Origin of the sequence: Pseudomonas sp. SG-MS2, from assembly GCF_009933855.1 — a bacterium.
GTDB lineage: Bacteria > Pseudomonadota > Gammaproteobacteria > Pseudomonadales > Pseudomonadaceae > Aquipseudomonas > Aquipseudomonas putida_E.
On record NZ_MOMO01000261.1, the window covers coordinates 1 to 23,581 of the forward strand.

A 23,581-nucleotide genomic window follows, 5' to 3' on the forward strand; every position below is an offset into this window, starting at 1 on the left:
ATTACCTGAGTGCGTTGGCCAAGGCGCTGATGGATGATGCCGAGTTGGGGATGATGCGCTGAGAACCAGGCCTGACACGAGACCTGCAGACAAAGTATTTCTCGCCTTTAACTTAAAGGCCCACGCCTACCGGCATCCCCGACACCAGAAACGCAAAAGCCCCGAATAATCGGGGCTTTTGCTGAGAATATGGCGGAAGCGTAGAGATTCGAACTCTAGGATAGTTGCCCATCGACGGTTTTCAAGACCGTTGCCTTAAACCACTCGGCCACGCTTCCAGCTCGTTTTGCGGCCGCCATAATACCGTAATGAAACACGCTGTCAAACTCTCTATGTCGCCGGTTGCAGGAGCTCTGATAGACTCCTAGCATCTGAACGTTCCAAAACCACAGGTTTACCAAGGAGTGTCGCCATGCGCGAACAGGATTATGCCGTACACAGCGGCCAACAGGTCGAGCAGCGCGAGGTCAGCAAGGTCCTGCGCAACACCTACAGCCTGCTGGCACTCACCCTCGCCTTCAGCGGTGTCATGGCTTTCGTTGCCCAGCAGATGCGTGTCGGCTACCCGAACATCTTCGTGGTGCTGATCGGCTTCTACGGCCTGTTCTTCCTCACCAACAAACTGCGTGATTCGGTCTGGGGCCTGGTTTCCACCTTCGCTCTCACCGGCTTCATGGGCTTCATCCTCGGCCCAATCCTCAACCGTTACCTGGGCATGGCCGGTGGCGCTGAGGTGGTCAGCTCGGCCTTCGCCATGACGGCCTTGGTGTTCGGTGGCCTGTCGGCCTATGTGCTGATCTCGCGCAAGGACATGAGCTTCCTCAGCGGTTTCATCACCGCCGGCTTCTTCGTCCTGCTGGGCGCCGTAGTGGCCAGCTTCTTCTTCCAGATCAGCGGCCTGCAACTGGCGATCAGCGCTGGCTTCGTGCTGTTCTCGTCGGTCTGCATCCTGTTCCAGACCAGCGCGATCATCCACGGCGGTGAGCGTAACTACATCATGGCGACCATCAGCCTGTATGTATCGATCTACAACCTGTTTGTCAGCTTGCTGCAACTGTTCGGCATCATGGGTCGCGACGACTGATACCGGTTGCTTGAGCCCGTTGAAAAAGCCCGCTTCGGCGGGCTTTTTTGTGGGTACGTGCAGGCCTGTATCCTGTAGCCCACCCTTTCCGCGCAAGCTGACCTAAAAGTCAGGTTATTACCCGAATGCTCGCCGATCTTGCTGCCATCGTGCGCGCCACTACCGCAATCCCCCTTCACCCCGTAGAATGCGCTCCTTTTTTCTTCCGGGGCAGCTTCACCGATGAGCTCACACGAACACAGCCCGGGCGGGGATGCGCCTGCTAACGAACTGGTGCTTGGCCTCGAGGACAAGCCACGGCTGCTTATCGGCCTGCTGGCGGCGCTGCAGCACCTGCTGGCGATCATCGTGCCGATCGTGACCCCGGGCCTGCTGATCTGCCAGGCGTTGGGTGTTTCGGCGCGTGATACCAACCTGATCGTGTCGATGTCGCTGGTCATCTCGGGTATCGCCACCTTCGTGCAGTGCAAGCGGTTTGGGCCGTTTGGCGCGGGCTTGCTGATCGTGCAGGGCACCAGCTTCAACTTCGTCGGCCCACTGATTGCCGGTGGTGCGCTGATGGTCAAGCAGGGCACCCCCGTCGAAAGCGTGATGGCAGCGATTTTCGGCGTGGTGATCGCCGGCTCGTTCGTCGAGATGGGCGTGTCGCGCATCCTGCCCTTCGTCAAGCGTCTGATCACGCCGTTGGTGACGGGCATTGTGGTGCTGATGATCGGCCTGACCCTGATCAAGGTCGGTTTGATCAGCATGGGCGGCGGCTTTGGCGCCATGGCCAATGGCACCTTCGCCAATGGCGAAAACCTGCTGCTGTCGGGCGTGGTGCTGGCAATCATCGTCATCCTGAACCGCATCCCGGTGGTGTGGATGCGCAGCTGCGCCATCGTCATCGCCCTGGCGGTGGGTTACGCCCTGGCGGGTTACCTCGGCCGGCTGGACTTCACCGGCATGCATGAAGCTGCACTGTTCCAGGTACCGACGCCGCTGCACTTTGGCCTCGGTTTCTCGTGGGCGCTGTTCATCCCGATGCTGGTGATCTACCTGGTGACCTCGCTCGAAGCCATCGGCGACGTTACAGCCACCAGCAAGGTCTCGCGCCAACCGGTCGAAGGCCCGGTGTGGATGCAGCGCATCAAGGGCGGCGTGCTGGTCAACGGCGCCAACTCGCTGCTGGCGGGCCTGTTCAACACCTTCCCCAGCTCGATCTTCGCGCAGAACAACGGCGTGATTCAGCTGACCGGCATCGCCAGCCGTCACATCGGTATCTGGATTGCCGTGATGCTAGTGGTACTGGGCTTGTTCCCGAGTGTTGCCGGCGTGATTCAGGCTGTGCCTGAGCCTGTGCTGGGCGGCGCGGCCATGGTCATGTTCGGTGCCGTGGCCGCTTCGGGCATCAATATTCTGGCCAGCACGCGCCTGGACCGCCGTGCACTGCTGATCATCGCCGTGTCGTTGGCATTGGGCCTGGGCGTGGCCCAGGTTCCGGAGTTCTTGGCGCACATGCCGGCGGCCATTCGTAACGTACTGGAGTCGGGCGTTGCCACCGGTGGTATCTGCGCCCTGGTGCTGAACTGGTTCCTGCCAGAGAGCAAGGAACACGCCTGATAGCCCCTCCCCGGCCAACCAGCCCGCGCCCACCCGCGCGGGCTTTTTGCTTTATCATGGCCGCATTCCTTTACACGAGTTGCCCATGAAATTCGCTATCGCGGTTTTTTCCCCGGCCCATGCGCCCTCCTCGCGGCGCGCCTTGCGCTACGCCGAGGCGGTGCTGGCCGGCGGGCATGAGATTGCCCGGTTGTTCTTCTATCAGGACGGTGTTCACAGCGCCTCGGCCAACGTGGTCGCGCCCCAGGACGAACAGGACATCGCCGCCCAGTGGCGCGCTTTTGTCGAGCAGCACCAGCTGGACGCCGTGGTGTGCATCGCCGCTGCCTTGCGCCGCGGCGTGCTCGACGAGGCCGAAGCCGGCCGCTACCAGCGCCCGGCGGTGAACCTGCCCAAACCGTGGGAGCTGTCCGGCCTGGGCCAATTGCATGAAGCGGCACAGCTGGCCGACCGCCTGGTCTGCTTTGGAGGCGATTGAAATGGCCAAATCCCTGTTGATCATCAGCCGCCAGGCGCCCTGGACCGGCCCGTCTGCCCGCGAAGCGCTGGACATCGCATTGGCCGGCGGCGCTTTCGATCTGCCACTGGGCATGCTGTTCCTCGATGACGGCGTGTTCCAGCTTGCCCCTGATCAGCAACCGGTTGCCGTGCAACAAAAGAATCTGGCCGCCAACCTGCAGGCACTGCCGATGTTCGGTGTGGAGGAGCTGTTCGCTTGCCAGCACAGCCTGGCCCTTCGCGGGCTTGCTGCCCACACCCTGGACCTGCCCGTTGAGGTGCTGGACGACGCGGCCCTGAAGGCACTGATTGCCCGTTTCGACCAAGTGGTGACGCTCTGATGCCGACTTTGCATGTGATATCCCACTCGCCCTTCGGCGATAATCGCCTGGGCAGTTGCCTGCGCCTGCTCGGCGGCGAAGATGCCTTGCTGCTGTGCGGCGATGCGGTTTATGCCCTGCGTGACGGCAGCGAACCACAGCGCCTGCTGCAGGCGGCAGCGCTGGAACAACGCCTGTTCGCCCTCGACGAAGACCTGCAGGCGCGCGGCGTCAGCAGCGGGCTGGCAAAGGCCGTGGACTACCCAGCGTTCGTCGCGTTGTCGTTGCACTATGACAAGGTCAACAGCTGGCTATGAACACCTTGACCATAGACAACCAGGCAATCGCCCTGGACAAGGACGGCTTTCTGGTCGACCTGCAAGACTGGTCCCACGCCGTCGCCGAGGCACTGGCCGCGCGCGAAAGCATTGCCCTGACCGCCGAACACTGGGAAGTGCTTGAACTGCTACGCCAGTTCTATGAGGAATTCCAGCTGTCTCCGGCCACGCGCCCGCTGATCAAGTACACAGCGCTAAAGCTGGGCCCTGAAAAGGGCAACAGCCCGCACCTCAACCGCCTGTTCAACGGCACCCCCGCCAAACTTGCCGCCAAGCTGGCGGGCCTGCCCAAGCCGACCAATTGCATATGACAGACGCTCGCCCGCTCACCCTTCAAACCCCGGCCGAACACCCGTTCGCCGAATTCGTGCGCATCCTTGGCAAAGGCAAACGCGGTGCCCGCAGCCTCACCCGTGAGGAAGCCCGAGCCGCCATGGCCCTGCTGCTGGAAGGCAAGGTTGAAGACACTCAGCTCGGTGCCTTCCTCATGCTGCTGCGGCACAAGGAAGAGAGCGCCGAGGAGCTGGCCGGCTTCACCGAGGCCCTGCGCGCCCAACTGCATGCACCACGCATCGCTGTCGACCTGGACTGGCCCAGCTATGCCGGCAAGAAGCGCCACCTGCCCTGGTTCCTGCTGGCCGCCAAATGCCTGGCCGCCAACGGCGTGCGCATCCTGATGCACGGTGGTGGCGCCCACACCGCCGGGCGCATGTACACCGAGCAATTGTTGGCCCTGCTGGACATTGCGCTTTGCCGCGATTGGCCTGCCGTCGAGCAAGCACTGGACCAGCAACGCCTGGCGTTTTTCCCGCTGCACGATTGGGCACCGCAACTGCAGCGCATGATCGACCTGCGCAACATACTTGGCCTGCGCTCCCCCATCCATTCGCTGGCCCGCGTGCTCAACCCGCTGAGCGCCCGCTGCGGCCTGCAGAGCATCTTCCACCCCGGTTACCAGGCCGTACACCGCGAGGCCAGCCGGCTGCTGGGTGACCATGCGGTGGTCATCAAGGGCGATGGCGGCGAAATCGAAGTCAACCCGGATGTCATCAGCCACCTGTACGGCACCAGCGCAGGTGAAAACTGGGACGAAGAGTGGCCGGCGCTGAGTGAGCGGCGCCATGTAAAACCTGCAAGCCTGCAGCCAGAACAACTGCTGGCGGTATGGCGTGGCGAGGCTCAGGACAGCTATGGGGAAATGGCCGTGGTGGCGACCATGGCCCTGGCGTTGCGCGGCTTGGGGCAGGACCGGGAGCAGGCGTTCGCGACCGCACGCGGCTATTGGGGCGCTCGAAACCAATCGAATAACTAGATCATTTTTGCGCAGTCTTTGCGCTATTTATTCGAACGCTTTGCCCTAGACTGGGCTCCAACGACAAACAACTTTGTTCCGAGGAGCTCACCATGGGCCTTTTGATCGACGGTCGCTGGCACGACCAGTGGTACGAAAACGGCAAGGATGGCGCCTTCAAGCGCGAGAACGCCCAGCGCCGCAATCAGTTGCCCGCCCCCGAAGCCGGTCGCTACCACCTGTATGTGTCGCTGGCCTGTCCATGGGCTCACCGCACCCTGATCGTGCGTGCGCTCAAAGGCCTGGAGCCGCTGATCGATGTGTCGGTGGTCAGCTGGCTGATGCAGGAAAACGGCTGGACCTTCGACCAGCAACAGGGCTCCACGGGCGATCACCTCGACGCCCTAGAATTCATGCACCAGCGCTATACCCAAGATGACCCGCACTACACAGGCCGCGTGACCGTGCCCGTATTGTGGGACAAAAAGGAAAAGCGCATCGTCAACAACGAGTCGGCGGAGATCATCCGTATCTTCAACAGCGCCTTCAACGAACTGACAGGCAATACCCTCGACCTGTATCCGCAGCCGCTGCGCCCGACCATCGAAGCGCTCAATGCACGCATTTACCCAGCGGTGAACAATGGTGTTTACCGTGCAGGCTTCGCCACTACGCAAGAAGCCTACGAGGCTGCGTTCGACGAAGTGTTCAACGAGCTGGACTACCTGGAAGCGCTGCTGGACCGCCAACGTTACCTGGCAGGCGAGCACCTGACCGAGGCCGATGTGCGCCTGTTTACCACGCTGGTGCGCTTCGATGCGGTGTATCACGGCCACTTCAAGTGCAACCTGCGCCGGTTGAGCGACTACCCGAACCTGTCAAACTGGCTGCGTGAGCTGTACCAGTGGCCGGGTGTGGCGCCGACGGTGAACATGGAGCACATCCAGAAGCACTATTACATGAGCCACAAGACCATCAACCCGAACGGAATCGTGCCCAAGGGGCCGCTGCAGGACTTCAACCTGCCGCATGATCGGGAGCGGTTGCCAGGCAAAGGGATCTGGGGCTGAGGAAGTTGGGGCTGCGTTGCAGCCCCGCTATTACTGGTCTTGCTGCGAACCTTCAAACCAAGCCAGCTTTTCGCGCAACTGCACCACTTCCCCGACAATCACCAGGGTCGGCGCATGTACTTCATGCTCGGCCACCAATGCTGGCAGGTCAGCCAAGGTGCCAGTGAACACCCGCTGATTGCGCGTAGTCCCCTGCTGCACCAACGCCGCCGGCGTGCTCGATGCACGCCCATGGCGAATCAGCTCGGCGCAAATGGTCGGCAACCCTACCAGGCCCATGTAGAACACCAAGGTCTGGTTCGGCGCCACCAGGTCATTCCAAGGCAGGTTGCTGGTACCGTCCTTGAGGTGGCCGGTCACGAAACGCACCGACTGGGCATAGTCGCGGTGGGTCAGCGGAATGCCGCCGTAGGCAGAGCAACCACTGGCCGCGGTAATACCGGGCACCACCTGGAACGGGATGCCATGCTCGGCGAGCTCTTCGATCTCTTCGCCACCACGACCGAAAATGAACGGGTCGCCCCCCTTCAGGCGCAACACGCGCTTACCCTCGCGGGCCAGGTCGACCAGCAGACGGTTGATCTGGTCCTGCGGCACGGCATGCTCGGCGCGGCGTTTGCCGACGTAGATACGTTCGGCATCGCGGCGGCACATTTCAATGATTGCCGGCGCCACCAGGCGGTCATACAGCACCACATCGGCCTGCTGCATCAGGCGCAAGGCACGGAAGGTGAGCAAGTCTGGATCGCCCGGCCCCGCCCCTACCAGATATACCTCACCACCCTGCTGCACCGGCGCACCGTCGACCATGGCCTGCAACAGCCGCTCGGCCTCGGCACCCTGCCCGGCCAATTGACGCTCGGCGATCGGGCCCTGGAACACGGTCTCCCAGAAGCCGCGACGCTGATTGACATCCGGGTACAGCGCCTTGACCTTGTGCCGGAAGCGCGCCGCCAAGGCGGCCAGTTCGCCGTAGGTGGACGGGATCCAGGTTTCCAGCTTGGCGCGAATCAGGCGCGCCAGCACCGGGGCGTCACCGCCGCTGGATACCGCAACCACCAGGGGCGAACGGTCGACAATGGCCGGGAAGATCACCGTGCACAGGGCCGGTGCATCCACCACGTTGACCGGCACGCAAAGCGCCTGCGCATCCGCCGACACCTGGGCATTGAGCCCGGGGTCGTCGGTGGCTGCGATCACCAGGCGGCAGCCGACCAGGTCGGCCGCCTGATAACCACGCACCAGGACCTCACCGCCACCTTCACGGGCCAGCGCAGCCAGTTGGCCGTCGACCTCGGGCGCCACCACCCGCAGCGCGGCGCCAGCATCGGCTAGCAGGCGCGCCTTGCGCAAAGCGATCTCGCCGCCGCCGACGACCAGCACGCGGCCGCCCTGCAGCTTGTGGAACAGCGGCAGGTAATCCATTTAGCGGATGACCTCGACACCGCCCATGTAGGGCTTGAGCACTTCCGGCACACGGATGGAGCCATCGGCCTGCTGGTAGTTTTCCAGCACAGCGACCAGGGTACGGCCTACGGCCAGGCCCGAGCCATTGAGGGTGTGCACCAGCTCCGGCTTGCCGGTTTCCGGGTTGCGCCAGCGGGCCTGCATGCGGCGCGCCTGGAAGTCACCACAGTTGGAGCAGGAGCTGATCTCGCGGTACTTGTCCTGGCTTGGCACCCACACTTCCAGGTCGTAGGTCTTCACGGCGCCGAAGCCCATGTCACCGGTGCACAGGGCCAGTACGCGGTAGGGCAGCTCCAGCAGCTGCAACACGCGCTCGGCGTTGGCGGTGAGGCCTTCCAGGGCTTCCATGGACTTGGACGGCTCGACCACCTGGACCATCTCGACCTTGTCGAACTGGTGCTGGCGGATCATGCCGCGCGTGTCACGGCCCGAAGCGCCAGCTTCACTGCGGAAGCACGGGGTGTGGGCGACCAGCTTGAGCGGCAGCTGCTTGGCGTCGATGATCTCGCCGGCCACCAGGTTGGTCAGCGACACTTCAGCGGTCGGGATCAGGTAGAAGTCGGCTTCGCCTTCGCGGGTGATCTTGAACAGGTCCTCCTCGAATTTCGGCAGCTGGCCGGTGCCCTGCAAGGCCGGAGCCTGGACCAGGTAAGGGGTGTAGTGTTCTTCGTAGCCATGCTCACCGGTGTGCAGGTTGATCATGAACTGTGCCAGGGCACGGTGCAGGCGGGCAATCGGGCCGCGCAGCACGGCAAAGCGGGCGCCCGACAGCTTGGCAGCTGCTTCGAAGTCCAGGCCACCGCTGATCTCGCCCAGGGCGACGTGGTCCTTGATTTCAAAATCGAATGCCCTCGGCGTGCCCCAACGGCGCACTTCGACGTTGTCGTCTTCACTGGCACCGACCGGCACGCTAGCGTCCGGCAGGTTGGGGATGGTCAGGACAATGCCATCCAGTTCGGCCTGGATGCCGTCCAGCTCGACCTTGCCAGCGGCCAGCTCATTGGCCATGCGTTCGACGTCAGCCATCAGCGGCGCGATGTCCTCGCCCTTGGCCTTGGCCTGGCCGATCGATTTGGAGCGGGCGTTACGCTCGGCCTGCAGCTGCTCGGTGCGGGTCTGCACCGCCTTGCGGCGCTCTTCCAGCGATTCGATGCGCGCGACATCCAGGCTGAAGCCACGGGAGGCGAGGCGGTCCGCCACTTCCTGAAGTTGGCCGCGTAACAGTTTGGAATCGAGCATGTCGTTCTCTCGTTATGTGTGTAGGTTGGTTCAGAGTCGGGTCAGGGACAGGCCGGCCCAGGTGGCCAGTAGCCCGCCCATCACGCTAATACCGGTATAGCCCACGGCCAGGGACGCTTGCCCACTTTCCATCAGGCGCACGGTATCGAGCGAAAAAGAGGAAAACGTCGTCAGCCCACCGATGAAGCCGACGATAAGGCCAAAGCGCAGGAACAGCCCATGGAACAGAGCGCTCACGGCTTTCTCCGTTGACGCGGGCTGCTGCGATCAAGGTCGGCCAAGTGACGCAGTTTCTCGCCGATCTTCAGCTCGAGCCCTCGGGGCACGGGCTGATAATACTGGCGTGGCTCGAGCTGATCGGGGAAGTAATCTTCACCCGCAGCATAGGCATCGGGCTCGTCGTGGGCATAGCGGTACTCCTCGCCGTAGCCGAGCTGCTTCATCAGCTTGGTCGGGGCGTTGCGCAGGTGCAGCGGCACCTCCAGCGAGCCGTGCTCGGCGGCCTCGCGCAGGGCAGTCTTGAAGCCCATGTAAACGGCGTTGCTCTTCGGCGCGCAGGCAATATAGGTAATGGCCTGAGCCACCGCCAGCTCGCCCTCAGGGCTGCCCAGACGCTCCTGCACGTCCCAGGCCGCCAGGCACAGGCTCAGGGCCCGCGGGTCGGCGTTGCCGATGTCCTCGCTGGCCATGCGCACCACGCGGCGGGCAATGTACAGCGGGTCGCAGCCGCCATCGAGCATGCGCGCGAACCAGTACAGCGCGGCGTCCGGGTTGGAGCCGCGCACAGACTTGTGCAGGGCGGAAATCTGGTCGTAGAAGGCCTCGCCGCCTTTGTCAAAGCGCCGGCGGCTGTCACCGAGCAGGCTCTGCAGCAGGTCTACGCCAATCTCGCCGCCATCTTCGGCCAGGTCCGAGGCGTTTTCGAGGAAGTTGAGCATGCGCCGGCCATCGCCATCGGCGGCGGCCATGAGCATCTTGAAGGCGTCGTCGCCCACGCTCAGGTTGCGCTTGCCCAGGCCGCGTTCTTCGTTGAGTGCGCGGTCGACCAGCTTGCGCAAGGCAGGCTCGTCCAGGCTCTTGAGCACATACACCCGCGCCCGCGAGAGCAAAGCATTGTTCAGTTCGAAGGACGGGTTCTCGGTGGTGGCGCCGATGAAGATCAGCGTGCCGTCTTCGACAAAGGGCAGGAAGGCATCCTGCTGGGACTTGTTGAAGCGGTGCACCTCATCGACGAACAGGATGGTCCGGCGGCCATACTGGCCGGCCTGCTGCTTGGCCACCTCGACGGCCTGGCGGATTTCCTTGACCCCCGCCAGTACCGCAGAAACCGTCTCGAAGTGCGCATCGCAAAACTGTGCCAGCAGCCGGGCGAGCGTGGTCTTGCCCACGCCCGGCGGCCCCCAGAAGATCATCGAGTGCAGCGCACCCTGCTCCAGCGCCTCACGCAGCGGTTTGCCACGCGCCAGCAGGTGCTCCTGGCCGACATACTCGTCCAGGTTGGACGGGCGTAGCCGGGCAGCCAGGGGCTGGGCAACGGGTTCGCTTCGAAACAGGTCCATGGTGCGCTCTGCTTACTCCTTGATGACGTCCGCGCCTTTCGGGATGTCGAACTTGAAGGTGCTGTCCGGCACCGCCTGGTTGGCCTTGACGCCATTGAACAGGATGTTGGTGCGCTGGCCGACGCTGTCGATCAGCTGCATGTCGTTGATCAGGCCACGGCGGAACGACACGCGCAGCGAATCGAACAGGGTGTCCTTGGTCGTTGGCTTGAGGGTGAAGTCCATCACTTCGCCCTGCTCCTTGGAGGTGATGTCAAAGCTCTGGCTGATCTTCGACACGTCACCGGACAGCAGCAGCGCCGGGGTCTGGTTCAGGCGCACATCGAGCTTCTTGATGGTGGCCTGCTCCAGGTCAGGGTCCCACAGGGTGACGTTCTTGCCGTCGGACACCACCACCTGCTCCTGGGGAGCATCGGTGTGCCAGTAGAACAGGCCCGGGCGCTTGACCGTCATCTTGCCGGTTGTCTCCTGCAGGCTGGTGCCGCCGGCATCCAGGGTCAGCTGGGAGAAATTGGCCTCGATGGTCTGCGACTTTTCCAGCAACTGGGTCAGGCGCTGCACGTCCTGCTCACCAGCGTGAGCCGACAGTGTGGCCGATAACGAACCCAGGGTCAGGGCAGAAACCAACAGCATGCGAATCGCGCGCATGTTAATCCTCATTGAGCATTTAAGAAGCCGGGCGCCACCGTCGGCGCCCGGCAAGGTGTTCATCAGTCGCGCGGGCCGCCCGGGGCAATCACTTCCCGCGAGCCGTTGCTGTTCATGGGGGTGACCACGCCGGCCATTTCCATCGCCTCGATCATGCGCGCAGCGCGGTTGTAGCCGATCTTGAGCTTGCGCTGCACGGCCGAAATCGACGCCCGACGGCTTTCGAGGACGAATTGCACCGCCTCATCATACAGCGCGTCGTTTTCCGAATCCTCGTCGCCGCCACCGCCACCACCGCCTTCGAAGCCGCTGCCGGCCTCCTCGACGCCGTTGAGGATGTCGTCGTTGTAGTCCGGGGCGCCACGCAGCTTCCAGGCTTCCACCACGCGGTGCACTTCATCGTCGGAGACGAATGCGCCGTGTACCCGGATCGGCAGGCTGGTACCTGGCGGCATGTAGAGCATGTCACCGTGGCCTAGCAGTTGCTCGGCGCCACCTTGGTCGATGATGGTGCGCGAATCGATCTTGCTCGACACCTGGAACGCCATGCGGGTCGGGATGTTGGCCTTGATCAGGCCAGTGATCACGTCCACCGATGGGCGCTGGGTGGCGAGGATCAGGTGAATACCGGCGGCCCGCGCCTTCTGGGCGATACGGGCGATCAGCTCTTCGACCTTCTTGCCGACGATCATCATCATGTCGGCGAATTCGTCGACCACCACCACAATGGTCGGCAGGGTCTTCAGGGCCGGCGGCTCGTCTTCCATGCTCTCGCGGCGGAACAGCGGATCGTGGATGATCTCGCCAGCCTCCTGGGCATCCTTGATCTTGCGGTTGAAGCCGGCCAGGTTACGCACGCCCATGGCCGCCATCAGTTTGTAACGCCGCTCCATCTCGGCCACGCTCCAGCGCAGCGCGTTGGCGGCGTCCTTCATGTCGGTGACCACCGGGCACAGCAGGTGCGGGATGCCTTCGTAGATCGACAGCTCGAGCATCTTTGGGTCGATCATGATCAGGCGCGCGTCTTCAGGGCCGGACTTGAACAGGATCGACAGGATCATCGCGTTCACACCCACCGACTTACCGGAGCCGGTGGTACCGGCTACCAGCAGGTGTGGCATCTTGGCCAGGTCGGTGATGACCGGCTTGCCGCCGATGTCATGGCCCAAGGCCAGGGTGACGGGCGACTTCTGCTCGTCGTACTGCGGCGTCGACAGCACCTCGGAGAAGCGCACCATCTGCCGGTTTTCGTTGGGGATCTCGATACCCACGGTGGTCTTGCCGGGTATGACCTCGACCACCCGCACACTGGTCACGGCCAGCGACCGTGCAAGGTCCTTGGCCAGGTTGGCGATGCGGCTGACCTTGACCCCGGCCGCAGGCTGGATTTCGTAGCGGGTAATGACCGGGCCCGGGTGGATGGAGTCCACCGAGACTTCGACGCCGAATTCCTTGAGTTTGATTTCCAGCAACTGACCGACGCCGGCCAGGGATTCTGGCGAATACTCGATCTTCTTCTGCTCGGCCGGGTCGAGGATGGAGATGGACGGCAAGGTACCTTCCACGGCGCTGTCGACGAACAGCGGCGCCTGCTTTTCCTTCATCACCCGCTTGCTCGGCTCCACTGCCTTGGCCGGCGCTGCCGGCGGCATGATCACAGGGGCAATCGAGGGTTCACGTGGGACAACAGTCTCGCGCGGGACAATGGGTTCGCGCTGGGCTACGACAGGGCGCGCGGGCGGCTCATCGCGCTCACCGATGCGCTCGCGCAGTTGCGCCTTGGCCGGTTCGCGTTTATCGGCAGCCGCCGGCGCCGCGTCGAACCTTGGTTCGTCCACCTCGCGCAGCTGCGCCTCCAGGCGTTTGCGCTCGTTGCGCGCCTCCCACCAGCGATTGGCCGCGCCTTGCACGAGCTCGAACAGGTCGAGGGTGATCTTGCCGGTCATGTCCATCACCTTGAACCACGAGAGGTCGGTGAACACGGTCAGGCCGAACAGGAACAGGGCGATGAACATCAGCGTGCTGCCCTGCACGTTGAGCAGGTTGCGCGCCAGGTCGCCGAGGCTTTCGCCCAAGGCACCACCGGCGGAGAACGGCAGGCTCGCCGGGGGGTGGAAATGGATATGCGCCAGAGCGGCACCCGACAGCACCAGGAACACCAGGCCGATGAGGCGCCAGGAGAACAACCAGCCGCTCCACTGCCAGGGTTGATGGCGCTCGCGGAAGATCTGCCAGGTTTTGATGGCCAGCAGTAAAGGGAAGATGTAGGCGAAGTAGCCCAGCACCATGAACATGATGTCGGCGAAGTACGCACCGGCACGCCCGGCAGCGTTCTGCACCTGGTCGACGTTGCTGGTGTGGCTGAAGCCTGGGTCGGAGGTATCGTAGGTCAGCAGCGCCATCCACAAGTACAGGCACAGGGCGCCGACAGCGATCAACGCACCTTCCTTGAGGCGGTAATGCAGCTGCTGCCGCCACAGGGGCACAGGCAGAGGAGCTGGAGTTGCGGTGGATTTCTTCAAAACGCGTCTATTCCTGCGCGTGCTGCGCGTCCAGTAGTGATTGGCCGATAACGGGCCAATGAACCACTACTTTTAACATTACTGCCCGCCGGCCGCCATGGCGGCACGCCCTATGGCGTTTGGGTGGGGGCGACTTTCGTATAGGTGCAATTTGAGCATGCATTTTCTTTTGTGACAAAGGCTTATGCTGTGTTTTTGCACAGGTGTGACAGCAAATGTGCCAGATGGTGCCTGCAGCCTAACGAATGCGTAGGAAATTGCCGACCATATCGCCTGACTGAACGCACACGCAGGCAGGCCTGGCCCCACATGGGCCAGCATTGACCCAAAGCGCCCTCCTTGCCATGCTGCCCCTCCCCTCCCCCACCGCACGATAGACCATGCTCACCTGGCTGACTCGCGACTCGCTGACCTTCCCACCCCTGGAAAAGGCCCTGCAGGATCCTAACGGCCTGCTCGCCGCTGGTGGCGACCTGAGCCCCGAGCGCCTGGTGCAGGCCTATCGCCATGGCTGCTTCCCGTGGTACCAGGACGGCCAACCCATCCTCTGGTGGTCGCCCAACCCTCGCACCGTTCTGTTCCCGGACGAGCTGCATGTCTCGCGCTCGCTGGCCAAGCTGTTGCGCCAGGGGCGCTATCAGGTCAGCTTCGACAGCGACTTCCCCGCCGTGATCGACGCCTGCGCGGCACCGCGTGACTACGCGGACGGCACCTGGATCACCGACACCATGCGCAACGCCTACTGCGAGCTGCACCGGCGCGGTATCGCCCATTCGGTGGAGGTGCGCCACAACGGCGAACTGGTGGGCGGCCTGTACGGCCTGGCCATGGGGCGGTTGTTTTTCGGCGAGTCGATGTTCAGCCGCGCCGACAATGCTTCCAAGGTCGGCTTCGTGACCCTGGTCAAGCACCTGCAAGAGGCGGGATTTGTGCTGATCGACTGCCAGATGCCGACCGAACACCTGCATAGCCTGGGCGCCCGCGCCATCAGCCGCGCCAGCTTCGCCGATTACCTGGCCCACCACCTCGACCAGCCCAACAGTGCCAGCTGGCGCAGCTAGGCGAGTTCCGAGAGCTGGCTTACACTTAAAGCAAAGTCTCACCGAAGGGGTCGACCATGACAGAGTTGGCGCGGTTGAAGTTCTATGCCACTCAGCCCCACTCCTGCAGCTATCTGCCGAACGAGCAGGCGACCACCCTGTTCCTCGACCCCAGCCAGCCGATGGACGTGCATGTGTATGCCGACCTTTCGGAGATGGGCTTTCGGCGCAGTGGCGACCACCTGTACCGCCCACATTGCCAGAACTGCAATGCCTGCGTTCCGGCCCGCATTCCGGCCGCGCGCTTCATCCCCAACCGCCAGCAGCGGCGCATCCTCAAGCGCAATGCCGACCTCACCGTGACGGCTGCCCGGCCGGCGTTCAAGGAAGAATATTTCGACCTGTACCGGCGCTACATCGAAACCCGCCACGCCGATGGCGACATGTACCCGCCAAGCCGCGATCAGTTTTCCACCTTTCTGGTGCGCGACTTGCCGTTCTGCTGGTTCTACGAATTCCGCCTGGCAGGCCGCCTGCTGGCGGTGGCGGTGTGCGACCTGCTGCCCAACGGGCTGTCAGCGGTGTACACGTTCTACGAGCCCGACGAAGAACGGCGCAGCCTGGGGCGCTTTGCCATCCTTTGGCAAATCACCGAAGCCCTGCGCCAGGACCTCGAAGCGGTATACCTCGGCTACTGGATCAAGAACTGCAAGAAGATGAACTACAAGACCCAGTATCGCCCGATCGAACTGCTGATCAACCAGCGTTGGGTCACCCTCAACTGAAAGCATTGGCTTGACACACTATTTTCCGGCATAATCCACGCCACTTTTTTGCCCGGTGCGGTTATGCGTCGGGCCAACACTGGACACCGAGGGCTCAACTGCATGTCGAAAGAAGACAGCTTCGAAATGGAAGGTACTGTCGTCGACACCCTGCCCAACACCATGTTCCGCGTGGAGTTGGAAAACGGGCACGTCGTAACCGCGCACATCTCCGGAAAGATGCGCAAGAACTACATCCGTATTCTCACTGGCGACAAGGTCCGCGTCGAGCTGACGCCTTATGACCTGAGCAAGGGCCGCATCACCTACCGTGCGCGCTAAGCTCCAGCCATGAAAAAGCCCGGCCATGTGCCGGGCTTTTTTGTACCTTCAAATTGCTTGGGGCCGCAAAGCGGCCCCTTGCATCACGCTACTTCTGCCGTAGTCTCGAAGTCGAACACCAACTCGCCATCGCGCAGGTCGATGTGCACCACACCGCCATGCTCGGCCAGCTCGCCAAACAGGATCTCCTCGGCCAGCGGCCGCTTGATCTTGTCCTGGATAAGCCGCGCCATCGGCCGCGCCCCCATCTGCACGTCGTAGCCAGAAGCCGCCAGCCAGCCGCGGGCGGCATCGCTGACTTCAAGCAGCACACGCTTGTCTTCCAGCTGCGCCTGAAGCTCGATGAGGAACTTGTCGACGATGCTCTTGATCGTCTCGTGACTCAGGCGGCCGAACTGGATGATTGTGTCCAGACGGTTGCGGAACTCCGGCGTGAAGCTCTTGCGAATGACTTCCATCGCATCGGACGCATGGTCCTGATGAGTGAAACCGATGGAAGCGCGTGCCGCAGTTTCAGCGCCGGCATTGGTGGTCATGATCAGGATCACGTTGCGGAAGTCCGCTTTGCGCCCATTGTTGTCGGTCAGGGTACCGTGGTCCATCACCTGCAGCAGCAGGTTGAAGACTTCGGGGTGCGCCTTCTCGATTTCATCGAGCAGCAGCACGCAATGCGGCTGCTTGGTGATCGCCTCGGTCAGCAGGCCACCCTGGTCGAACCCGACATACCCGGGAGGAGCGCCGATCAGGCGCGACACAGTGTGCCGCTCCATGTACTCGGACATGTCGAAGCGCACCAGCTCAACGCCCAGCGCCTTGGCCAACTGCCGCGCCGCTTCGGTCTTGCCCACCCCGGTAGGGCCGGCGAACAGGAACGAGCCGACCGGCTTGTCCGGTGCCTTGAGGCCTGCACGGGACAGCTTGATTGCCGTAGCCAGCGAATCGATCGCCTGGTCCTGACCGAACACGGTCAGTTTCAGGTCACGCTCCAGGTTACGCAGCAGCTCCTTGTCGGAGCTGGTGACGTGCTTCGGCGGAATCCGCGCGATCTTGGCCACGATATCCTCGACTTGCGGCACATCGATACGCTTGACCCGATTCGCCTCAGGCTGCAGGCGCTGATACGCCCCGGCCTCGTCGATCACGTCGATGGCCTTGTCCGGCATGTGGCGGTCATTGATGTAGCGTGATGCCAGCTCAGCGGCGGCGCGCAGGGCTTCATCGCTGTACTCGATGTTGTGATGGCTTTCAAAGCGCCCCTTGAGGCCGCGCAGAATGCCCACAGTGTCCTCGACGGACGGCTCGCTGACATCCACCTTCTGGAAGCGCCGCGCCAAGGCACGGTCCTTCTCGAAGATGCCGCGAAACTCCTGGAAGGTCGTCGAACCAATGCAGCGAATCTCGCCGGAAGACAGCAGCGGCTTGAGCAGGTTGGACGCGTCCATCACGCCGCCCGACGCAGCACCGGCACCAATGATGGTGTGGATTTCGTCAATGAACAGGATGGCCTGTGGGCGTTTGCGCAGCTCACCGAGCAACGCCTTGAAGCGCTTCTCGAAGTCGCCGCGGTACTTGGTACCCGCCAGCAGTGCGCCAAGGTCGAGGGAATACACCACGCTCTGCGACAGCAGGTCGGGCACCTGGCCATCGACGATGCGTTTGGCCAGGCCTTCGGCGATGGCAGTTTTGCCCACACCAGCCTCACCGACCAACAGCGGGTTGTTCTTGCGCCGACGGGCAAGGATCTGCGCCACGCGCTCGACTTCCTGCTCGCGCCCTACCAGCGGGTCGATCCGCCCAGCGCGGGCCAGTTCATTCAGGTTGCTGGCGTAAGCATCCAGCGGGTTACTCGAGGACGACGTCTCGCCGCCCTCCTCGTCCTGCATTTCCGGGTCGCTGTCGCTGTGCGAGCCGTGGCCCGGCACCTTGGAAATGCCGTGGGCAATGTAGTTGACCACGTCGATACGGGCCACGCTCTGCTGCTTGAGCAGGAACACGGCCTGGCTTTCCTGTTCGCTGAAAATCGCCACCAGCACATTGGCACCGGTGACTTCGCGCTTGCCAGAGCTTTGCACGTGGAACACGGCACGCTGGAGCACACGCTGGAAGCCCAGGGTCGGCTGGGTTTCGCGATCCTCGTCGTTGACAGGAATCAGGGGAGTGGTGGAATCGATGAACTCTTGCAGGTCATGCTTGAGTTTGTCGAGATTGGCGCCACAGGCGCGCAGAACGGTCGCAGCAGCCTCATTGTCAAGGAGTGCCAGCAGCAGATGCTCGACGGTCATGAACTCATGACGCTTCGAACGAGCCTCCTTGAAGGCAAGATTGAGGGTGACTTCGAGCTCGCGGTTTAACATAGCTTCACCTCATACCCAAGTGGTCGGCGATTAACCGTCCTTCTCGATTTCACAGAGTAGCGGATGCTGGCTTTCCCTGGCGTATTGGTTGACCTGCATGGCCTTTGTTTCGGCGATGTCCCGGGTAAACAATCCGCACACTGCCCGCCCTTCGGTATGGACGGTCAGCATGATCTTGGTCGCCAGCTCGCGGTTCAGACTGAAGAACGTTTCGAGCACTTCGACGACGAAATCCATCGGCGTGTAGTCATCGTTGAACAAAACCACCTTGTACATCGGTGGCGCCTGCAGGATCGGCTTGGCTTCCTGTACCGCAAGCCCTGAGCCGTCGTCCTCATTCGATTGCGGGCGATCCTGATTGAATGTTAGTCGAATCTCGCTACGTGCATGCATGGAAAGAATTTCATCATGATCGACAGGTTAAGGTTGTGAGTTGACCGCTCAAGCCGCAGCCCGCGCGAAGACGGGGCGACCTTGACTATCGGCAAAACGGTGTTACAACCAATAAGAACCCACCGTGGTCGATAAAGATCCGCGCAGTCAACCAGATTTTTCGCAAGGTTCGTATGCGGATGAAGTGGATGATACTCCAGTGATGGAGTCCTTTGCAGAGGGACATAGGGATGGCAAGCGGTAAAGTCAAGTGGTTCAACAATGCCAAGGGCTACGGATTCATCAATGAAGACGGCAAAACCGACGATCTGTTCGCCCATTATTCGGCGATCAAGATGGACGGTTACAAAACCCTGAAGGCCGGACAAGCCGTGACTTTCGAGATCGTGCAGGGCCCCAAGGGCCTGCACGCGACCGAGATCGCCAACGCTGTTGCCAGCACCTCAACAGGAGCCTCGCAATCATCGACCGCTGAAGCCTGATCCCTGCTTTGCGTCGGCATACGAAAAAACCGGCCGCCCCACTTAACAAGGGCGGCCGGTTTTCAATTGTTTCACATATGCTTGATCATTTCGTCGCCGAAGCCTGAACTACCCACCAGCTTCGCGCCTTCCATCAGCCGCTCGAAGTCGTAGGTAACCGTCTTGGCCCCGATCGCGCCATTGGTGCCTTTGATGATCAGGTCGGCCGCCTCGGTCCAGCCCATGTGGCGCAGCATCATCTCTGCAGAGAGGATCACCGAGCCCGGGTTGACCTTGTCCTGGCCGGCATACTTGGGCGCCGTGCCGTGGGTGGCCTCGAACATGGCCACGGTGTCGGACAGGTTGGCGCCTGGCGCGATACCGATCCCACCCACTTCCGCCGCCAGTGCATCGGACAGGTAGTCGCCGTTGAGGTTGAGGGTGGCAATCACGTCATACTCGGCCGGGCGCAGCAGGATCTGCTGAAGCATGGCGTCGGCAATGGCGTCCTTGACGATGACCTCGCGGCCGGTCTTGGGGTTCTTGAACTTCATCCAAGGGCCACCATCGAGCAGCTCGGCGCCAAACTCATCCTTGGCCACCTCGTAACCCCAGTCCTTGAAGGCACCTTCGGTGAACTTCATGATGTTGCCCTTGTGCACCAGGGTCAGCGACTCACGGTCGTTGTCCACCACGTATTGCAGGGCCTTGCGCACCAGGCGCTTGGTGCCCTCGCGGGAAACCGGCTTGACGCCGATGCCGCAGTCCTGGTCGAAACGGATCTTGGTGACGCCCATTTCCTCCTTGAGGAACTTGATGACCTTGTTCGCTTCGGGCGAGCCGGCTTTCCATTCGATACCGGCGTAGATGTCCTCGGAATTCTCGCGGAAAATCACCATGTCGACATCGCCGGGCTTCTTGACCGGGCTAGGCACGCCTTCGAACCACAGCACCGGCCGCAGGCACACATAGAGGTCAAGTTGCTGGCGCAGCGCCACATTCAACGAACGGATGCCCCCGCCGACCGGAGTGGTCAGCGGCCCCTTGATCGATACGACATAGTCGCGCACCGCGTCCAGGGTCTCCTGGGGCAGCCAGGTGTCCTGGTCATAGACCTGGGTGGCCTTTTCCCCGGCGTATACTTCCATCCAGGCTATCTTGCGCTTGCCGCCGTAGGCCTTCTGCACGGCAGCGTCCACCACCTTGATCATCACCGGTGAGACATCGACGCCAATGCCGTCGCCTTCGATATAGGGAATGATGGGGTTGTCGGGCACGTTGAGCGAATGGTCTGCATTGACGGTGATCTTGGCGCCGTCGGTCGGAACCTTGATTTTCTGGTATCCCATGCTTGCACTACTCCGCTTTCGGGTGTGATTGGACATCATGCGATCCCACTGAGCCTAAACCACATCTGCCGACCTGCAAGCGCTGCGACATCACGCCACATTGCCGCTACGTCTTTGGTCTTATAAATGGCGCCGATGTCACTTCGCCTTGCTGAATAGCCCGATTGGTTTGATATACTGCGCCGCGACCGAAGGGTCATCGGGGCGAATCCCAGGAAAATGCGGCTCGCCCTCGGCCAGTAACTGGCCAAAAAGCCTGGGCTGTTACCGCAGTTCAGCACTTGACGCTCGACTGATGCATCCACCATCACCGCTCGCAGCCTCTCGACTTTCCGCTCATGGCGTCGCCAGGGCGAAGCGCCTACCCTGCGCACCTCGAGACTCGAGTACGCTCAGCACATAGAGAGTTAACCCGCATGCCCACCCGTTCCAAGATCATCTATACCTTCACCGACGAAGCCCCCGCCCTCGCCACCTACTCGCTGCTGCCGATCGTCGAAGCTTTCACCGCTTCGGCTGACATCGCCGTCGAAACTCGCGACATTTCCCTGGCTGGCCGCATCCTCGCGGCATTCCCGGAGCAACTGGGCACCGAGAAGCAGGTAGGCGATCACCTGGCGGAACTGGGCCAACTGGCTACCACACCCGAAGCCAACATCATCAAGCTGCCGAACATCAGCGCCTCGGTACCGCAGCTCAAGGCCGCGATCAAGGAACTGCAAGGCAAGGGCTTCAATATCCCGGACTACGCCGACGAGCCGGCCACCGCGGAAGAAAAAGAATCCCGCGCGCGCTACGACCGCATCAAGGGCAGCGCCGTGAACCCGGTACTGCGCGAAGGCAACTCCGACCGCCGCGCACCGCTGTCGGTCAAGAACTACGCGCGCAAGCACCCGCACAAGATGGGTGCCTGGGCCGCCGACTCCAAGTCGCACGTTGCCCACATGACCCAAGGCGACTTCTACGGCAGCGAAAAGGCCGCGCTGATCGAGGCTGACGACAGCCTGCGCATCGAGCTGGTCGCCAAAGACGGCAGCACCACCGTGCTGAAAGAAAAGACCGCCGTCAAAGCCGCCGAAATCATCGACTGCGCAACCATGAGCCGCAAGGCACTGAAAGCCTTCATCGCCGAGCAGATCGCCGATGCCAAGGCCTCCGGCGTGCTGCTGTCGGTGCACCTGAAAGCCACCATGATGAAGGTTTCGGACCCGATCATGTTCGGCGTCATCGTCGAAGCCTTCTACGGCGAAGTGCTGGCCAAGCACGCTGCCGCGCTGGCCGAAGTGGGCTTCAATGCCAACAACGGCATCGGTGACCTGTATGCCCGCATCAAGGATCTGCCAGCCGACAAGCAGGCCGAGATCGAAGCCGACATCCAGGCCCTGTACGCCGAGCGCCCGGCCCTGGCCATGGTCAACTCCGACAAAGGCATCACCAACCTGCACGTGCCGAGCGACGTGATCGTCGACGCCTCGATGCCGGCCATGATCCGTGACTCGGGCAAGATGTGGAACACCGCTGGCGAGCTGCAGGATGCCAAGGCGATCATCCCGGACCGCTGCTACGCCGGCATCTACCAGGCCACCATCGAAGACTGCAAGGCCAACGGCGCGTTCGACCCGACCACCATGGGCAGCGTACCGAACGTCGGCCTGATGGCACAGAAGGCCGAAGAGTACGGCTCCCACGACAAGACCTTCCAGGTCAAGGCTGACGGCGTCGTGCGCGTGGTCGATGGCAAGGGCAAGGTCGTTCTGGAGCAGAACGTCGAAGCCGGTGACATCTTCCGCATGTGCCAGACCAAAGACGCGCCGATCCAGGACTGGGTCAAGCTGGCCGTCAACCGCGCCCGCCTGAGCGACACCCCGGCGGTGTTCTGGCTGGACCCAGCCCGCGCCCACGACGGCGTGATGATCGAGAAGGTGCAGAAGTACCTGAAGGATCACGACACTGCAGGCCTGGACATCCGCGTTCTGGCGCCGGTCGACGCCATCAAGTTCTCGCTCGCCCGCATCCGCGAAGGCAAGGACACCATCTCGGTGACCGGCAACGTGCTGCGCGACTACCTGACCGACCTGTTCCCGATCATGGAGCTGGGCACCAGCGCCAAGATGCTGTCGATCGTGCCGCTGATGAACGGCGGCGGTCTGTTCGAAACCGGCGCTGGCGGTTCGGCACCCAAGCACGTGCAGCAGTTGGTTGAAGAAAACTTCCTGCGTTGGGACTCGCTGGGTGAATTCCTGGCCCTGGCCGCTTCCCTGGAGCACCTGGGCAACACCTACGACAACCCGCGCGCCAAGGTCCTGGCCAACACCCTGGACCAGGCCACCGGCAAGTTCCTCGACACCAACAAGTCGCCTTCGCGCAAAGTCGGTGGTATCGACAACCGTGGCAGCCACTTCTACCTGACCCTGTACTGGGCAGAAGCGCTGGCCGCCCAGACTGACGACGCCGCCCTGCAGGCGCGCTTCGCACCGCTGGCAAAAACCCTGGCCGAGAACGAAGCGACCATCGTCGCCGAGCTCAACGCCGTGCAGGGCAAGCCGGCCGACATCGGTGGCTACTACGCTCCGGATGCCGAGCTGACCGCCAAGGTGATGCGCCCAAGCCAGACCCTGAACAGCGCCATTGCCGCCCTGTAAGGCTCGCTTGAGGTAACAGCACAAACCCCGGCCACGCACCGGGGTTTGTGCTTTCTGAAGCACAGACGCGCCAGCTGTGTAGGAGCGGCCCGCGCCAACCATAGGAAATGCCCATGTCCTGGCAACCCCACATCACCGTCGCCACCATCGTCGAGCACGCAGGCAAATTTCTCTTCGTCGAAGAGTTCAAAGCCGGCCAGCACGTGTTCAACCAGCCCGCCGGCCACCTGGAGCCAAACGAAACACTGCCCCAGGCCGCCCTGCGCGAAACCCTGGAGGAAACCGCCTGGGAAGTCGAGCTTACCGGCGTGGTCGGCATCTACCTGTACACCGCCCCCAGCAACGGCGTGACCTACCAGCGCATCTGCTTTGCCGCACGCCCCGTGCACCATCACGCCGACCTCGCGCTGGACAGCGACATCGTCCGTGCCGTCTGGCTCACCCGCGAGGAACTGTTGGCTGCCCCCGACCGCTGGCGCAGCGAGCTGGTACCACGCTGCCTGGATGACTACCTTGCGGGCCCGCTGCACAGCCTTGACTTGCTGCGCGACTGACGCGCAGCCTCGGGTTTGGTAGACTCGGCGCTTTTCCCCCTTGA

The 23,581-nt window shown here is 62.5% G+C and carries 22 protein-coding genes, 1 tRNA gene and 1 pseudogene; 14 read left to right on the top strand and 10 right to left on the bottom strand.

Features of this window, described 5'->3' with window-relative positions:
• Positions 1–190: 190 nt before the first annotated feature.
• Positions 191–278, bottom strand: a tRNA-Ser gene (locus tag BLX42_RS25050).
• 134 nt (positions 279–412) lie between these two features.
• Here BLX42_RS25050 and BLX42_RS25055 point away from each other — a divergent pair.
• From BLX42_RS25055 to BLX42_RS25090, 8 genes are all read left to right on the top strand, one after another.
• On the top strand, positions 413–1,084 hold the full coding sequence (locus BLX42_RS25055) for a Bax inhibitor-1/YccA family protein (RefSeq protein ID WP_012315235.1): 672 nt from the start codon (positions 413–415) through the stop codon (positions 1,082–1,084).
• A gap of 222 nt (positions 1,085–1,306) precedes the next feature.
• Positions 1,307–2,686 carry a nucleobase:cation symporter-2 family protein gene (locus tag BLX42_RS25060; RefSeq protein WP_161872878.1) on the top strand — a complete coding sequence of 460 codons (1,380 nt, stop codon included), beginning with the start codon at positions 1,307–1,309 and terminating at the stop codon, positions 2,684–2,686.
• A gap of 85 nt (positions 2,687–2,771) precedes the next feature.
• Complete coding sequence (gene tusD / locus BLX42_RS25065; RefSeq protein ID WP_046788254.1) at positions 2,772–3,164, top strand: sulfurtransferase complex subunit TusD; 393 nt, start codon at positions 2,772–2,774, stop codon at positions 3,162–3,164.
• 1 nt (position 3,165) lies between these two features.
• Positions 3,166–3,525: a sulfurtransferase complex subunit TusC gene (gene tusC, locus BLX42_RS25070; RefSeq protein WP_161872879.1), complete on the top strand. Its 360-nt coding sequence runs from the start codon at positions 3,166–3,168 to the stop codon at positions 3,523–3,525.
• Entirely contained in the window at positions 3,525–3,821 is a 297-nt protein-coding gene (gene tusB, locus BLX42_RS25075) for a sulfurtransferase complex subunit TusB (protein ID WP_161872880.1), read from the top strand. The genes tusC and tusB overlap by 1 nt, the downstream gene beginning before the upstream one ends.
• Positions 3,818–4,153: a TusE/DsrC/DsvC family sulfur relay protein gene (locus BLX42_RS25080; protein ID WP_119687451.1), complete on the top strand. Its 336-nt coding sequence runs from the start codon at positions 3,818–3,820 to the stop codon at positions 4,151–4,153. The genes tusB and BLX42_RS25080 overlap by 4 nt, the downstream gene beginning before the upstream one ends.
• The gene (locus tag BLX42_RS25085) at positions 4,150–5,154 is read left to right on the top strand and encodes a glycosyl transferase family protein (RefSeq protein WP_161872881.1); all 1,005 of its coding nucleotides are present in this window, start codon (positions 4,150–4,152) and stop codon (positions 5,152–5,154) included. Before BLX42_RS25080 ends, BLX42_RS25085 begins: the two co-directional genes overlap by 4 nt.
• 92 nt (positions 5,155–5,246) lie before the next feature.
• Entirely contained in the window at positions 5,247–6,203 is a 957-nt protein-coding gene (locus BLX42_RS25090; protein WP_046788258.1) for a glutathione S-transferase family protein, read from the top strand.
• Positions 6,204–6,233: 30 nt separating this feature from the next.
• Here BLX42_RS25090 and cysG read toward each other — a convergent pair whose 3' ends face one another.
• The 6 genes and pseudogenes from cysG to BLX42_RS25120 all read right to left on the bottom strand — a co-directional run bounded on the left by cysG (position 6,234) and on the right by BLX42_RS25120 (position 13,698).
• A complete protein-coding gene (gene cysG / locus BLX42_RS25095; RefSeq protein ID WP_115274337.1) occupies positions 6,234–7,628 on the bottom strand; it encodes a siroheme synthase CysG in 1,395 nt (464 codons plus the stop codon).
• Positions 7,629–8,909 carry a serine--tRNA ligase gene (gene serS, locus BLX42_RS25100; protein ID WP_046788260.1) on the bottom strand — a complete coding sequence of 427 codons (1,281 nt, stop codon included), beginning with the start codon at positions 8,907–8,909 and terminating at the stop codon, positions 7,629–7,631. It lies immediately after the preceding gene.
• Between the two features lie 30 nt (positions 8,910–8,939).
• Positions 8,940–9,119: pseudogene (locus tag BLX42_RS25105) on the bottom strand (CrcB family protein); the annotation flags it as partial.
• Between the two features lie 23 nt (positions 9,120–9,142).
• On the bottom strand, positions 9,143–10,468 hold the full coding sequence (locus BLX42_RS25110; protein ID WP_115274336.1) for a replication-associated recombination protein A: 1,326 nt from the start codon (positions 10,466–10,468) through the stop codon (positions 9,143–9,145).
• A gap of 12 nt (positions 10,469–10,480) precedes the next feature.
• Positions 10,481–11,116: an outer membrane lipoprotein chaperone LolA gene (gene lolA, locus BLX42_RS25115; protein WP_012315247.1), complete on the bottom strand. Its 636-nt coding sequence runs from the start codon at positions 11,114–11,116 to the stop codon at positions 10,481–10,483.
• Positions 11,117–11,178: 62 nt separating this feature from the next.
• Entirely contained in the window at positions 11,179–13,698 is a 2,520-nt protein-coding gene (locus BLX42_RS25120) for a DNA translocase FtsK (RefSeq protein ID WP_371316888.1), read from the bottom strand.
• Between the two features lie 320 nt (positions 13,699–14,018).
• Here BLX42_RS25120 and aat point away from each other — a divergent pair, with 320 nt between their 5' ends.
• From aat to infA, 3 genes are all read left to right on the top strand, one after another.
• Complete coding sequence (gene aat / locus BLX42_RS25125) at positions 14,019–14,699, top strand: leucyl/phenylalanyl-tRNA--protein transferase (RefSeq protein WP_046788263.1); 681 nt, start codon at positions 14,019–14,021, stop codon at positions 14,697–14,699.
• 56 nt (positions 14,700–14,755) lie between these two features.
• Positions 14,756–15,463, top strand: a complete 708-nt coding sequence (locus tag BLX42_RS25130) for an arginyltransferase (protein WP_046788264.1) — start codon at positions 14,756–14,758, stop codon at positions 15,461–15,463.
• 102 nt (positions 15,464–15,565) lie between these two features.
• Positions 15,566–15,784: a translation initiation factor IF-1 gene (gene infA / locus BLX42_RS25135; protein ID WP_002553999.1), complete on the top strand. Its 219-nt coding sequence runs from the start codon at positions 15,566–15,568 to the stop codon at positions 15,782–15,784.
• A gap of 83 nt (positions 15,785–15,867) precedes the next feature.
• On the opposite strand, the gene clpA is transcribed toward infA, so the two are convergent.
• Together clpA and clpS are read right to left on the bottom strand one after the other, a co-directional pair.
• Positions 15,868–18,138, bottom strand: a complete 2,271-nt coding sequence (gene clpA, locus BLX42_RS25140) for an ATP-dependent Clp protease ATP-binding subunit ClpA (protein ID WP_046788265.1) — start codon at positions 18,136–18,138, stop codon at positions 15,868–15,870.
• Between the two features lie 30 nt (positions 18,139–18,168).
• A complete protein-coding gene (clpS, locus tag BLX42_RS25145; protein ID WP_012315251.1) occupies positions 18,169–18,531 on the bottom strand; it encodes an ATP-dependent Clp protease adapter ClpS in 363 nt (120 codons plus the stop codon).
• A 230-nt stretch (positions 18,532–18,761) separates the two neighbouring features.
• Here clpS and cspD point away from each other — a divergent pair, with 230 nt between their 5' ends.
• A complete protein-coding gene (gene cspD / locus BLX42_RS25150; protein WP_046788266.1) occupies positions 18,762–19,013 on the top strand; it encodes a cold shock domain-containing protein CspD in 252 nt (83 codons plus the stop codon).
• A gap of 71 nt (positions 19,014–19,084) precedes the next feature.
• On the opposite strand, the gene icd is transcribed toward cspD, so the two are convergent.
• Entirely contained in the window at positions 19,085–20,341 is a 1,257-nt protein-coding gene (gene icd, locus BLX42_RS25155; protein ID WP_012315253.1) for an NADP-dependent isocitrate dehydrogenase, read from the bottom strand.
• Positions 20,342–20,757: 416 nt separating this feature from the next.
• On the opposite strand from icd, the gene BLX42_RS25160 reads away from it, so the two are divergent.
• Together BLX42_RS25160 and BLX42_RS25165 are read left to right on the top strand one after the other, a co-directional pair.
• Positions 20,758–22,983 (top strand): NADP-dependent isocitrate dehydrogenase, encoded by a 2,226-nt coding sequence (locus tag BLX42_RS25160; RefSeq protein WP_115274333.1) that lies wholly within the window; start codon positions 20,758–20,760, stop codon positions 22,981–22,983.
• Positions 22,984–23,096: 113 nt separating this feature from the next.
• On the top strand, positions 23,097–23,537 hold the full coding sequence (locus tag BLX42_RS25165; protein ID WP_046788268.1) for an NUDIX hydrolase: 441 nt from the start codon (positions 23,097–23,099) through the stop codon (positions 23,535–23,537).
• The last annotated feature ends 44 nt before the right edge of the window (positions 23,538–23,581 follow it).